This window comes from Pseudomonas sp. KBS0707 (assembly GCF_005937945.2).
Classification (GTDB): Bacteria; Pseudomonadota; Gammaproteobacteria; order Pseudomonadales; family Pseudomonadaceae; genus Aquipseudomonas; species Aquipseudomonas amygdali.
The window spans coordinates 4300294-4313621 of record NZ_CP041754.1; the positions used below are offsets into that span (position 1 = coordinate 4300294).

The following is a 13328-nucleotide window of genomic DNA, read 5'->3' on the forward strand; positions in this document are numbered from 1 at the left end:
AGCCAGCCCTTTCGCGAACAAACGAAGTGTCGCGCGGTTCGCTCCCACGCCTTTCGGGCAAAAGCCCGCAAGACGTGGGAACGAACGTGGCGACGCAGCTTACAGACCGTAGCTCATCAAGCGGTCATAACGGCGGGCCAGCAGCTCATCGTTATCGAACTCCTTGAGCATCGCCAGCTGACTGCTCAACTCTTCGCGAATCAAGGCAGCGGCGGCGACCGGATCACGATGTGCGCCACCCAGTGGTTCGGCGATGACCTTGTCGACGATACCCAAGCCTTTCAGGCGGTCAGCGGTGATACCCATGGCTTCGGCAGCATCCGGTGCCTTCTCGGCGGTTTTCCACAGAATCGACGCGCAGCCTTCCGGAGAGATTACCGCGTAGGTCGAATACTGCAGCATGTTCAACTGGTCGCATACGCCAATCGCCAGCGCACCACCGGAACCACCTTCACCGATAACAGTAGCGATGATCGGGGTCTTGAGACGGGCCATCACACGCAGGTTCCAGGCAATTGCCTCGCTCTGGTTGCGCTCTTCCGCATCGATACCAGGATAAGCGCCCGGCGTATCTATAAAGGTCAGGATCGGCATCTTGAAGCGCTCGGCCATTTCCATCAGGCGGCAAGCCTTGCGATAGCCCTCGGGACGCGGCATGCCGAAGTTGCGACGAACCTTCTCGCGCACTTCACGACCTTTCTGGTGACCGATAACCATGACCGGCTGGCCGTCTAGACGGGCAATACCGCCGACGATTGCTGCGTCATCGGAGAAATGACGATCACCGTGCAGCTCATCGAACTCGGTAAAGATGTTTTCGATGTAGTCCAGCGTGTAGGGACGACGCGGATGGCGTGCCATGCGCGCGATCTGCCAGCTGGTCAGGTTGCCGAAGATGCTTTCGGTGAGCGTCTTGCTCTTGTCTTGCAGCCGGGAGATCTCGTCGCCGATGTTCAGCGAGTTGTCGTTACCCACCAAGCGCAGTTCTTCGATTTTGGCCTGCAAGTCAGCGATAGGCTGTTCGAAATCAAGAAAATTCGGGTTCATAGGCATCCGTCTTGGGTCGACGGCCAAGAGGCCGGCCGGTTGATCCGTCTGCGCCTTTCCTGTTCGGAACAGGCGCGGTCAGGTCGAAATTAAAATTCAGGGTTGAGCGCAAGTCGAGCCTGCGACGTTCAACGATACTGGAGAAAGACGTTCTCACGTCCGAACTGGTCACGCAGAGCTTGAATCAAGCTGTCAGCGGGATCAATGCGCCATGCTTCTCCCAATTGCAGCAATGCACGGGCGTCCTGCCCCGTGTAGTCCACCGTGATCGGGCAGGCACCGCGATGGCGCTTGCACAGATCACCCAGCCAGCGCAGCCGGTCGCCCTTGAGTGCTTCGGCGCGTACCGTCACTCGCAGGCTCTCGGCCAGATTGGTGCGCGCATCTTCGATACTCATGACCCGCTTGGCGCGCAACCGCAGCCCCCCGGAGAAGTCATCATTACTGACTTCGCCTTCGACCACCACCATAGCATCGGTCTGCAACAGTGATTGAGCCGAATGAAACGCTTCGGCAAACAGCGACGCTTCAATGCGTGCAGAGCGGTCGTCCAGGGTAATGAACCCCATCTTGTCGCCCTTCTTGTTCTTCATCACGCGCAAGGCAATGATCAGGCCGGCCACCGTCTGAGTGTCTCTTGCGGGCTTGAGATCGATGATCCGTTGCCGGGCGAAACGGCGGATCTCGCCTTCATATTCATCGATCGGGTGACCGGTCAGGTACAGCCCCAAGGTTTCCTTTTCACCGCGCAGACGGTCCTTGAGGCTCAGCTCGCGGGTCTTGCGATGATTGGCGTAGACATCGGCATCCGCTTCAACGAACAGGCCGCCAAACAGGTCTGCGTGACCGCTGTCGTGACTGCGCGCGGTCTGCTCTGCCGCCTGAATGGCTTCTTCCAGCGCGGCAAGCAGCACCGAGCGGTTACGATCAATGTTGGCCTGATAGGCCTTGGGTTCCAGTTCGAAGTACGGCCCGAGACGATCCAGCGCACCGCTGCGAATCAGACCATCCAGCGTTCGCTTGTTGACCCGCTTAAGATCGACGCGGGCGCAGAAATCGAACAGGTCCTTGAACGGCCCGTTCTGACGCGCATCGGTAATCGCCTCGACCGGCCCCTCGCCCACCCCTTTGATGGCACCAAGCCCGTAAAGAATGCGGCCATCATCGCTTACCGTGAATTTGAACTCCGATGTGTTCACGTCCGGCGCGTCGAGGCGCAGCTTCATCGTGCGCACTTCTTCGATCAAGGTCACGACCTTGTCGGTGTTGTGCATATCCGCCGACAACACGGCAGCCATGAACGGTGCCGGGTAGTGAGTCTTCAGCCAGGCGGTCTGATATGACACAAGTCCGTAGGCAGCCGAGTGGGATTTGTTGAAGCCGTAACCGGCGAATTTCTCCACCAGATCGAAAATGTTACCGGCCAGGTCCGGATCGATGTTGTTGGTCTTGCAACCCTCAATGAAACCGCCGCGCTGCTTGGCCATTTCCTCGGGCTTTTTCTTGCCCATTGCGCGACGCAGCATGTCCGCACCGCCAAGGGTGTAACCGGCCATGACCTGCGCGATCTGCATCACCTGTTCCTGATAAAGGATAATGCCGTAGGTCGGTGCCAGTACCGGCTTCAGTCCTTCGTACTGATAATCGACGTGCGGGTAGGACAGCTCGGCGCGACCGTGCTTACGGTTGATGAAGTCGTCAACCATGCCCGATTGCAGCGGGCCGGGGCGGAACAGCGCCACCAGTGCGATCAAGTCTTCCAGACAGTCGGGCTTGAGCTTTTTGATCAGCTCTTTCATGCCGCGCGACTCGAGCTGGAACACCGCCGTGGTCTCGGCGCGCTGCAGCAACTGATAGGTCGGCATGTCGTCGAGCGGGATGAACGCGATGTCCAGCGGTTCTTCGTTGACCTTGGCGCGGTCGCGGTTGATAGTCTTGAGCGCCCAGTCGATGATGGTCAGGGTGCGCAGACCGAGGAAGTCGAACTTCACCAGCCCCGCCGCCTCGACATCGTCCTTGTCAAACTGGGTTACCAGGCCGTCACCGGCCTCGTCGCAATAGATCGGCGAAAAGTCGGTCAGCTTGGTAGGGGCAATCACCACACCACCGGCGTGCTTACCGACGTTACGCACAATGCCTTCGAGCTTGAGCGCCATCTCCCAGATTTCCGCAGCTTCCTCATCCACCTTGAGGAAATCGCGAAGAATCTCTTCCTGCTCGTAGGCTTTTTCGAGGGTCATGCCGACTTCGAACGGGATCATCTTCGACAGACGATCCGCCAGCCCGTAAGACTTGCCCTGCACCCGCGCCACGTCACGCACCACAGCCTTGGCCGCCATGGAACCGAAGGTGATGATCTGGCTCACCGCGTTGCGACCGTATTTCTCGGCCACGTATTCGATCACCCGGTCACGACCATCCATGCAGAAGTCGACGTCGAAGTCGGGCATGGAGACCCGTTCCGGGTTCAGGAAGCGTTCGAACAGCAGGTCGTATTCCAGCGGGTCGAGGTCGGTGATCTTCTGCACATAGGCAACCAGCGAGCCGGCACCCGAACCACGACCCGGACCCACCGGTACGCCATTGCTCTTGGCCCACTGGATGAAGTCCATCACGATCAGGAAGTAGCCAGGGAAGCCCATCTGGATGATGATATCCAGCTCGAAATTCAGCCGGTCGACATACACCTGACGTTTGGCTTCGTAATCTTCAGTGGTGTCCTTGGGCAACAGGACGGCAAGACGCTCTTCGAGACCATCGAACGAGACCTTGCGGAAATACTCATCGATGGTCATGCCATCAGGAATCGGGAAGTTGGGCAGGAAGTGCGTGCCCAGCTTGACGTCGATGTTGCAGCGCTTGGCGATCTCGACGGTGTTTTCCAGCGCCTCGGGCAGGTCGCTGAACAGCTCGGCCATTTCTTCCGGGCTTTTCAGGTATTGCTGATCGCTGTAGTTATGCGAACGACGCGGATCGTCCAGCGCACGGCCTTCGCCAATACACACGCGGGTCTCGTGGGCTTCGAAATCAGTCTGCTTGATGAAACGCACATCATTGGTCGCAACCAGCGGCGCGCCATGGCGTTCGGCCAAGGCAACAGCGGCATGCAAATGCTCTTCGTCATTGTTGCGATTGGTGCGCTGTACTTCGATATAGAAACGCTCGGGAAATACCGCCATCCATTCGCGCAGCAGTTCGTCCGCCTCGCCGGGGTTGCCGCCGAGCAACGCCATGCCGATCTCGCCTTCCTTTGCAGCGGAAAGCGCAATTACGCCTTCACTGGCCTGCGCGACCCACTGGCGCTGGATGACGATCTGGCCGTTGCGCTGGCCTTCGATAAAACCACGGGAAATCAGTTCGGTCAGGTTCCGGTAGCCCTGGGCATTCATGGCCAACAGGCTGATGCGACTGAGCGCAGCGTCTTCATCCCTGCCCGCCAGCCACAAGTCGACACCACAGATCGGCTTGATACCCGAGCCTTGCGCGGCCTTGTAGAACTTGACCAGCGAACACATGTTGTTCTGGTCGGTCACCGCCACGGCAGGCATGTTCATGCCGGTCAGCGCCTTGATCAACGGTTTGACCCGGACCAGACCGTCAACCAGCGAGTATTCGGTGTGCAGGCGTAGATGAACGAAAGAAGCCGGCATGGTGATCCTATAAAACGCGAAAATACAAAAAAACGAAGGGCAGGATTGTAACGGGCCCGGGATGAAACGTCAGTCCTGCAATAAACCGACTGGTAGCGGGATCGACCCGCCGATCATTATGGATGCTCGCGCCTCATGGGCTGCACGCACAGGTGCAAAGGAGCGTCGGTGAATGGGCGTAGGTCCGAGCCGGGCCAATGCCTCCAGGTGCACCGGCGTAGGATAACCCTTGTGCCCACCGATGCCATAACCCGGATAGATGAGTTCGAACGCTGCCATTTCCCGATCCCGGCTGACCTTGGCGAGAATCGACGCGGCCGCGATGGCAGGCACCCTGGAGTCGCCCTTTACAACCGGCGCAGAAGGCACTGACAACTGCGGGCAACGGTTACCGTCGATGAGCGCCAGCTTCGGCGTGATACTCAGCCCCTCGACGGCACGTTTCATGGCCAGCATCGTGGCGTGCAAAATATTCAATTGGTCGATTTCTTCAACTTCCGCCCGGGCAATGAACCAGCACAGGGCCTTCTCCTGAATTTCGACGTAGAGTTTTTCGCGCCGGGCTTCAGTCAGCTTCTTTGAGTCGTTGAGCCCGAGAATAGGTCGGGCAGGGTCGAGAATGACTGCCGCCGTTACAACCGCGCCGCACAGCGGGCCACGGCCTACTTCATCAACACCTGCTACCAGATCCTCGACGAGCGTGAAATCCAGACCTGTTTGCATGATGGGCGACCTCACTGTGAAGACGACTGGCCGAGCAGGCTCAACACCGCGTCGGCGGCCTGATTGGACGCATCTCGGCGCAGAATACGGTGAATGGCATCAAAGCCTGCGGTTTGCGCCTGACCGTCGTCGATCAGCGGCAGCAGCGTCCGCGCCAACGCTTCGGGGGTGGCGTCATCCTGCAGCAGTTCTGGCACCAGCAGGCGCTGGGCAAGCAGGTTAGGCAGCGATACGTAAGGGCTTTTGACCATCCGCTTGAGTATCCAGAAGGTCAGCGGTGCCAGACGGTAGGCCACCACCATAGGTCGCTTGTAAAGCAGGGCTTCCAGAGTCGCGGTGCCGGAGGCGATCAGTACCGCATCGCATGCTGCCAGCGCCACATGCGACTGCCCGTCGAGCAGCGTGACTGGCAGATTGCGGCCTTGTAACAGCTGCTCTACCTGAGCCCGTCGCTGAGGACTGGCGCAGGGCAGTACGAAGCGCAAGCCAGGGCGCTGGGCGAGAAGAAGCTCGGCAGCATCGAAAAACAAACCGCCCAGACGCCCTACTTCGCCGCCCCGGCTGCCCGGCATCAACGCAACAACGGGCGCTTCCTGAGCAAGGCCAAGCCCTGCGCGGGCTGCGGCGCGATATGACTCCAGAGGGATGGTGTCTGCCAGCGGGTGACCGACGAAGCGTACCGGTACACCCTTCTCTTCATAGAAACGGGCTTCAAATGGCAACAATGTCAGCATCAGATCACAGCCTTCACGAATCTTCAGCACACGCTTCTGACGCCAGGCCCAGACTGACGGGCTGACATAGTGCACGGTCTTGATGCCCGCGCGGCGTAGCTGAAGTTCGATATTGAGTGTGAAGTCGGGGGCATCGATGCCGATGAAGACGTCCGGCTTTTCATTGATGAGGGTCTGTACCAGCAGCTTGCGCCGGGCCAGCAGCTCACGCAGCCTGCCAAGCACCTCAACCAGCCCCATCACCGACAGGCGCTCCATCGGGAAGTAGGACTGCATGCCCTCAGCCTCCATCAACGGGCCACCCACGCCGATGAAACGGATATCGGGATGGCGCACCTTGAGGGCGCGCATCAGGCCGGACCCGAGGATATCGCCGGATGCTTCACCAGCGACCAGAGCGATACATAATGGCTTGGTCATGATTAGCGAATGATACCGCGGGTCGACGTCTGGATAGACTGAAGGAATACGGCCACTTCAGGAAACTGCGCCGCCGGCTCGGCAAGGTCGGCCGCCGCCTGAGCGATGGTCAGCCCCTGACGATAGACTGTCTTGTAGGCTCTGCGCAGCGCATGAATGGCTTCTTCGGAAAAACCGCGACGGCGCATGCCCTCGAAATTCATGCTGCGCGCTTCGGCCGGGTTGCCAAACACCGTCACGAACGCCGGAACGTCCTTGCCGATGGCCGTACCCATGCCGGAAAAGCTGTGCGCACCGATGTGGCAGAACTGATGCACAAGGGTAAAACCGGACAGGATAGCCCAGTCATCGACATGAACGTGGCCTGCCAGTGCGGTGTTATTGACCAGAATCACGTGATTGCCGATCACACTGTCATGGCCGATGTGCGCATAAGCCATGATCAGGTTGTGATCGCCGAGCGTGGTTTCAGCACGGTCCTGAACAGTCCCGCGGTGGATGGTAACGCCTTCACGGATCACGTTGTGATCGCCGATGACAAGACGGGTTTCCTCGCCTTTGTATTTCAGATCAGGCGTGTCTTCGCCCACCGATGAGAACTGGTAGATGCGATTGTGCTTGCCGATCCTGGTGGGTCCCTTAAGGACAACATGAGGACCGACGACTGTACCCTCGCCAATTTCCACACCGGCTCCGATGATCGACCAGGGGCCAACCTCAACGTTGTCGGCCAGAATGACCGTCGGATCGATGATTGCGCGAGGGTCAATCAAACTCATAGTTTACGTTCCGCACAGATGATTTCGGCAGAGCATACCGCCTTGCCATCAACTGTAGCCTTGCATTCGAACTTCCAGATCTGACGCTTGCTGCTCAGGAACTTCGCTTCAAGAACCAGCTGGTCGCCCGGCAGAACCGGTTGACGGAAACGCAGTTTGTCAGAACCCACGAAATAATAGAGCGTACCGTCTGAAGGCTTGGAGTCGAGCATCTTGAACGCAAGAATACCGGCAGCCTGCGCCATAGCTTCGATGATCAGCACACCCGGCATGATGGGATGCTCGGGGAAGTGGCCGTTGAAAAAAGGCTCGTTGACGCTGACATTCTTGTAGGCGCGAATGTTCTTGTTCTCGATATCCAGCTCGGTCACGCGGTCCACCAGCAGGAACGGGTAACGATGAGGCAGGTATTCGCGAATTTCTTTGATGTCCATCATTTCGAGGGGAAGCCTGTAGTAAAGATTAGGGGTGCGTCGCGACTGCGCAGCACCCCTCTACATCAAGGAGGCAGTTTATCGACTGTGCACGCTTGATATTAAAAAGGTATCAGCCATCAGATGAGCGATTATCGGCGCAGGTCACCGTCTCTACAGCCTTTTCAAGCTTTTGCAGACGTCGCGCCATATCATCGATCTTGCGCAGACGAGCTGCACTCTTGCGCCACTCGGCAGCGGGCTGCATTGCCGTACCCGAGGAGTAGGAACCCGGCTCGGTAATGGAATGCGTGACCATGGTCATACCCGTGATGTAAACACCATCGCAAATATCGATATGCCCCACCAGACCAACACCGCCAGCCAGCATGCAATGCTTGCCGATCTTGGTACTTCCAGAGATACCGACACACGCAGCCATCGCCGTGTGGTCGCCTACCTGTACGTTGTGGGCAATCTGAATCTGGTTATCCAGTTTCACGCCGTTGCCAATTCGCGTATCAGCCAGCGCACCACGATCGATTGCCGTATTGACGCCAACCTCGACGTCATCACCCAGGGTGACGCCACCGATTTGTGCAATTTTCTGCCAGACACCCTTCTCATTGGCAAAGCCGAAACCTTCACCGCCCAGCACCGCGCCCGACTGAATGACCACATGCTTGCCGATGCGCACATCGTGATAAAGCGTTACACGCGGTGCCAGCCAGCCACCTTCACCAATTTCGCAACGAGCACCGATGAAGCTGTGCGCACCAATGGTTACACCGGCTGCAATACGGGCACCGCTCTCGATAACTACGAAAGCGCCAATACTGGCGGCAGGATCAACCTGAGCGTCGTCGGCAATCACTGCCGTCGGATGAACGCCCGCCACGCCTTTGGGCTTGGGGTCGAAAAAGTGCGAAATGCGCGCATAGGCCAGGTAAGGATCCGGGACCAATAGCGCATCTCCGGTGTAGCTGTCGGCATCTGCGGGCTTGAGCAGCACGGCAGCAGCTTGGGCATCAACCAGAAATTTACGGTATTGAGATTTTGCCAGGAAACTGATTTGACCAGGGCCGGCCTCTTGTAAAGCGGCCAGCCCGGTAATGTCCTTGTCCTTGTCGCCACGTAGCGTAGCGCCAAGGAACTCGGCCAATTGGCCGAGCTTGATGGTTATGCTCATGGTTACTTCAGCTGGTTCATGCGCTCGATGACCTGGCGAGTAACGTCGTATTGAGGCTTGACGTCAATCACTGCACCGCGCTCGAAGACCAGGTCGAAACCACCTTTCTTGATGACTTCTTCAACAGCCTGATCCAGTTTTGGCTTCAACTGCTTGAGCATTTCACGGTCAGCAACGGCCTTGGCTTCGTTCAGTTCCTTGGACTGGAACTGGAAGTCACGAGCCTTTTGCTTGAATTCAAGCTCCAGACGCTCGCGCTCAGGCTGAGCCATTTTGTCGCCACCGCTGACCAGACGGTCCTGGATACCCTTGGCGCTGCTTTCCAGGCTTTTCAGCTTCGTCAGTTGCGGACCGAATTTTTTCTCGGCATCAACAGCGTATTTCTTGGCAGCGTCAGATTCCAGCAAGGCCATCTGATAGTTCAGCACAGCAATTTTCATGTCGGCAAATGCAGGGCTTGCGACCAGAACGGTTGCCAGCAGTACCAATTGAGTCAACTTACGCACAATACAACTCCTACAAAATTCGTTGCGTTATCAAAGATCAGACGCTTAGAAAGTCTGACCCAGGGAGAATTGGAAGACCTGAGTTTCTGCTTCGTCGTCCGGCTTCTTGATCGGCATCGCCAAGGCGAAGCTCAGAGGGCCGAGCGCAGTGATCCAGGTGACACCGATACCCACAGAGCTGGCCATGCCGGAAAGGTCGATGTTGTTGCATTCGACGTTTTTGCCACTGGCTGTCTTCCTGCTGGAATCGCAGTTTGTATCAAATACGTTGCCGACATCCCAGAACACGGAGGTGCGCAGGGAACGCTGGTCCTTGACGAATGGCAGCGGGAACATGACTTCTACGCCACCCTGCACCAGAGCATTACCACCGAACGGCAGTGGATCCTGGTCCGGATCGGCCAACGTACCGGGTTTGGAACCATTACTAGGCGTGCTGCGCGGACCGAGCGTGCTGTCCTTGAAGCCACGAACCGAGTTGAAACCACCGGCATAGTAGTTCTCGTAGAACGGCAGACCCGAGGTCGAACCGTAGCCGTCGCCATAACCCAGCTCTGTGTGCAGACGCAGAGTGTAGTTATCGGTGATCGGGTGGAAGTACTGCGCACGGTAATCCAGCTTGAAGAACGACAGGTCGCTGCCCGGCAAGGTGGATTCGAACACGAGGCTTTGCGAATGACCACGGGTCGCCAACACGCCCTTGTTCAAAGTCGATTCAGACCAGCCAACCGAGCCCTTGAAGTTCAGGTACTTGTCGCCTTCTTTTTCAACAAAGTCGAAGATCTCGTCAACGGTGTACTTGCCGGTCTTGATCTCATCCTGCTGCACGGTCAGGCCGTAGGTCAGGCGCGAGGTTTCGCTGATCGGGTAGCCAAGGTTGATACCGGCACCCAGGCTGTCTACCGCGTAGCTTGCAACATCAACGTCGAGGTCATCGTAGTTGGTGGTGCGGTAGAACGCGCTGTAACCCAGGCTGACACCGTCCGGCGTGTAGTACGGATCGACGTAGCTGAAGTTGTAACGGCTCTGGTATTCGCTGCGGGTCAGGCCAATGCTGACCTTGTTACCGGTACCGAGGAAGTTGTTCTGGCTGATCGAACCACCCAGGATCAGACCGGCGCTTTGCGCGAAGCCGACGCTGGCGGTGATCGAGCCGGACGCCTGCTCTTCAACCGCGTAGTTCACGTCAACCTGATCGTCGGTGCCCGGAACAGGCGGCGTCTCGACGTTGACTTCCTTGAAGAAGCCCAGACGGTCCAGACGGGTTTTCGACTGGTCGATCAGGTAGGTCGAAGCCCAGCCGCCTTCCATCTGACGCATTTCGCGACGCAGCACTTCGTCTTCCGACTTGGTGTTACCGCGGTAGTTGATGCGGTTGACGTAGGCACGCTTGCCAGGATCGACCACGAAGGTGATGTCAACCGTGTGGTCTTCGTTGTTCGGGGTCGGCACGCCGTTGACGTTGGCGAAGGTGTAGCCTTCGTTACCCAGACGACGGGTGATCAGTTCGGACGTGGTAGTCATGACCTTACGCGAGAACACCTGGCCCGGCTGTACCAGCAGCAGAGACTTGACCTGGTCTTCAGGAACCTTCAGGTCACCGCTGAGCTTGACCGACTTGACGCTGTATTTTTCGCCTTCGTTGATGTTGACCGTGATGTACACGTTCTTCTTGTCCGGCGTGATCGAGACCTGGGTCGAGGCGATATCCATGTTGATATAGCCGCGATCGAGGTAGTACGAACGCAGACGCTCAAGGTCACCCAACAGCTTTTCACGGGCGTACTTGTCATCATTCTTGAAGAACGACAGCCAGTTGCTGGTCTTGAGCTCGAACAGGTCGGTCAGGTCCTCGTCGGAGAAGACCGTGTTGCCCACCACGTTGATATGCTGAATGGAGGCAACGGTGCCTTCATTGATGTTGATTTTCAGGCCCACGCGGTTGCGCGGCTGTGGAACGACCTCGGCGTCAACCTCGGCAGAGTAACGGCCTTGGGCAACGTATTGGCGTTGCAGCTCGTTACGCACACCCTCAAGGGTCGCACGCTGGAAAATTTCACCCTCGGCCAGACCGGACTGTTTCAGCCCCTTCATCAGGTCTTCGGTGGAGATGGCCTTGTTGCCTTCGATTTCGATACTTGCAACCGAAGGACGCTCGACGACGTTGATGACGAGTACGTTGCCATCGCGACCCAGCTGGATATCTTGAAAGAAACCGGTTTTGAACAGCGAACGGGTAGCATCGACCAAACGACCATCGTCCGCCTGCTCGCCTACGTTCAGCGGCAACGCACCAAAGACACTGCCGGCGGATACCCGCTGGAGGCCGTTGACACGAATATCGGAGATGGTGAAGGACTCGGCGTGAACTTCAGCGATCATCAGTGCGGAAAGAACCGCAGTTAGCAGCAGACGTTTCATGAAGTCCTTTCTTATTCCAACTGGCAATAAACAAACTGCCGCAAAATGCGGCAGATTCGCAACTCGGCAAAGCGTTACAGTCGGCCCAGATCGTTGACCAGCGCGAGCAACATTACGCCCACCACCAGACTGATACCGATCTGCGCCCCCCAACCTTGAACCTTTTCCGAAAGGGGACGACCACGCGCCCACTCGATCAGATAAAACAGCAAATGCCCCCCGTCCAGGACGGGAATGGGCAGCAAATTCAGAACACCCAGGCTAATACTCAGATAAGCGAGGAAGTTCAGAAAATCTCCGATGCCCGACTGGGCCGAAGCGCCCGCCACTTTAGCAATGGTTATCGGTCCACTCAAGTTTTTTACCGAGAGCTCGCCGAACAACATTTTCTTCAGTGAGTCCAGGGTCAGCACGCTCATGTTCCACGTGCGCTTTATCCCCTCGCCCATCGCGGCGAAAGGACCGTAGCTGACCTCGCGCAGCATTTCCGGTGGCCAATCGACAGCTTTAACGCCAGCCCCCAGATAACCTGCGGCCGCCTTGCCTTCGCCTTTCGCGGCGAGGGTTACAGGGACGTCCATTTGTACACCGTCACGCTCGATGCGCAGCGATACTTTTGCTTCAGGGCGCTCGCGTACCCGGTCAACAACCTGCTGCCACTCATTGAGCGGCTGACCGTCCATCGAAATCAGGCGATCTCCGGTTTTAAGCCCGGCACTCTGCGCCGGACCTTTCGGGTCGATCTCTGCCAGCACTGGCAACAAGGCCGGACGCCACGGACGAATACCCAGCGACTTGATCGGATCAGGCTCTTCAGCACCCCTGAGCCAGTCATTGAGCACCAGCTCACGAGACGTGTCGACCGTCGAGCCCTGATCCCTGAGCTTCAAAGCGATGGTGCCGCTTTCACCCAGACGGCGGACCAGTTGCAGATTGACCCCCGCCCAGCCCGACGTCGGCTCGCCATCGACTGCGACGATTTCCTGCCCGGCAGTCAGACCCGCCTGCTGAGCGATGCTTCCGGACTCCACGGCACCGATAACCGGACGAACCTGCTCGCTGCCCATCATCGCCAGCACCCAGAAAAACGCGATGGCCAACAGGAAATTGGCTGTCGGGCCTGCGATCACGATTGCGATACGCTGCCCGACGGTCTTGCGGTTGAACGACTGATCGGCAAGCTCGGGCGGGACATTGCCTTCGCGCTCGTCGAGCATTTTGACATAGCCACCCAGCGGAATTGCAGCGACCACGTACTCGGTACCCTGACGATCACTCCAACGCAGAAGAGGCGTGCCGAAGCCCACCGAAAAACGCAGCACCTTGACGCCACAACGCCTGGCCACCCAGAAGTGGCCGAATTCGTGGAAGGTCACCAGCACGCCCAACGCAATCAGGGTGCCGAGAATCATGTATAAAGCGCTCATCAGCCTTCTCCGGGTACCG

At 57.8% G+C, this 13328-nt stretch carries 10 protein-coding genes; all 10 read right to left on the minus strand.

The features are described 5' to 3' along the window. Positions 1–99 precede the first annotated feature (99 nt). The gene (gene accA, locus FFH21_RS20410; protein ID WP_002554714.1) at positions 100–1047 is read right to left on the minus strand and encodes an acetyl-CoA carboxylase carboxyl transferase subunit alpha; all 948 of its coding nucleotides are present in this window, start codon (positions 1045–1047) and stop codon (positions 100–102) included. A gap of 128 nt (positions 1048–1175) precedes the next feature. After that, complete coding sequence (gene dnaE / locus FFH21_RS20415; RefSeq protein ID WP_004666023.1) at positions 1176–4697, minus strand: DNA polymerase III subunit alpha; 3522 nt, start codon at positions 4695–4697, stop codon at positions 1176–1178. Between the two features lie 69 nt (positions 4698–4766). Beyond that, positions 4767–5420 carry a ribonuclease HII gene (rnhB, locus tag FFH21_RS20420; protein ID WP_002554716.1) on the minus strand — a complete coding sequence of 218 codons (654 nt, stop codon included), beginning with the start codon at positions 5418–5420 and terminating at the stop codon, positions 4767–4769. A gap of 11 nt (positions 5421–5431) precedes the next feature. Then, positions 5432–6574, minus strand: coding sequence for a lipid-A-disaccharide synthase (gene lpxB / locus FFH21_RS20425; RefSeq protein ID WP_011169291.1), 1143 nt, complete (start codon positions 6572–6574; stop codon positions 5432–5434). Between the two features lie 2 nt (positions 6575–6576). Then, positions 6577–7353: an acyl-ACP--UDP-N-acetylglucosamine O-acyltransferase gene (lpxA, locus tag FFH21_RS20430; protein ID WP_011169292.1), complete on the minus strand. Its 777-nt coding sequence runs from the start codon at positions 7351–7353 to the stop codon at positions 6577–6579. Continuing rightward, positions 7350–7790, minus strand: a complete 441-nt coding sequence (gene fabZ / locus FFH21_RS20435; protein ID WP_002554719.1) for a 3-hydroxyacyl-ACP dehydratase FabZ — start codon at positions 7788–7790, stop codon at positions 7350–7352. Before fabZ ends, lpxA begins: the two co-directional genes overlap by 4 nt. Before the next feature lie 109 nt (positions 7791–7899). Next, the gene (gene lpxD, locus FFH21_RS20440; RefSeq protein WP_011169293.1) at positions 7900–8955 is read right to left on the minus strand and encodes a UDP-3-O-(3-hydroxymyristoyl)glucosamine N-acyltransferase; all 1056 of its coding nucleotides are present in this window, start codon (positions 8953–8955) and stop codon (positions 7900–7902) included. 2 nt (positions 8956–8957) lie between these two features. After that, positions 8958–9461, minus strand: coding sequence for an OmpH family outer membrane protein (locus FFH21_RS20445; RefSeq protein WP_002554721.1), 504 nt, complete (start codon positions 9459–9461; stop codon positions 8958–8960). Between the two features lie 45 nt (positions 9462–9506). Continuing rightward, positions 9507–11882: an outer membrane protein assembly factor BamA gene (gene bamA, locus FFH21_RS20450; RefSeq protein WP_011169294.1), complete on the minus strand. Its 2376-nt coding sequence runs from the start codon at positions 11880–11882 to the stop codon at positions 9507–9509. Positions 11883–11956: 74 nt separating this feature from the next. Then, on the minus strand, positions 11957–13309 hold the full coding sequence (gene rseP / locus FFH21_RS20455; protein ID WP_011169295.1) for a sigma E protease regulator RseP: 1353 nt from the start codon (positions 13307–13309) through the stop codon (positions 11957–11959). Positions 13310–13328: the final 19 nt, after the last annotated feature.

Excerpts from the sequence above, each read along its gene's own strand:
- dnaE (WP_004666023.1), bottom strand. The coding sequence starts at position 4,697 with ATGCCGGCTTCTTTCGTTCATCTACGCCTGCACACCGAATACTCGCTG.
- rnhB (WP_002554716.1), bottom strand. The coding sequence starts at position 5,420 with ATGCAAACAGGTCTGGATTTCACGCTCGTCGAGGATCTGGTAGCAGGT.
- accA (WP_002554714.1), bottom strand. The coding sequence starts at position 1,047 with ATGAACCCGAATTTTCTTGATTTCGAACAGCCTATCGCTGACTTGCAG.
- lpxD (WP_011169293.1), bottom strand. The coding sequence starts at position 8,955 with ATGAGCATAACCATCAAGCTCGGCCAATTGGCCGAGTTCCTTGGCGCT.
- rseP (WP_011169295.1), bottom strand. The coding sequence starts at position 13,309 with ATGAGCGCTTTATACATGATTCTCGGCACCCTGATTGCGTTGGGCGTG.
- lpxB (WP_011169291.1), bottom strand. The coding sequence starts at position 6,574 with ATGACCAAGCCATTATGTATCGCTCTGGTCGCTGGTGAAGCATCCGGC.
- lpxA (WP_011169292.1), bottom strand. The coding sequence starts at position 7,353 with ATGAGTTTGATTGACCCTCGCGCAATCATCGATCCGACGGTCATTCTG.
- bamA (WP_011169294.1), bottom strand. The coding sequence starts at position 11,882 with ATGAAACGTCTGCTGCTAACTGCGGTTCTTTCCGCACTGATGATCGCT.
- fabZ (WP_002554719.1), bottom strand. The coding sequence starts at position 7,790 with ATGATGGACATCAAAGAAATTCGCGAATACCTGCCTCATCGTTACCCG.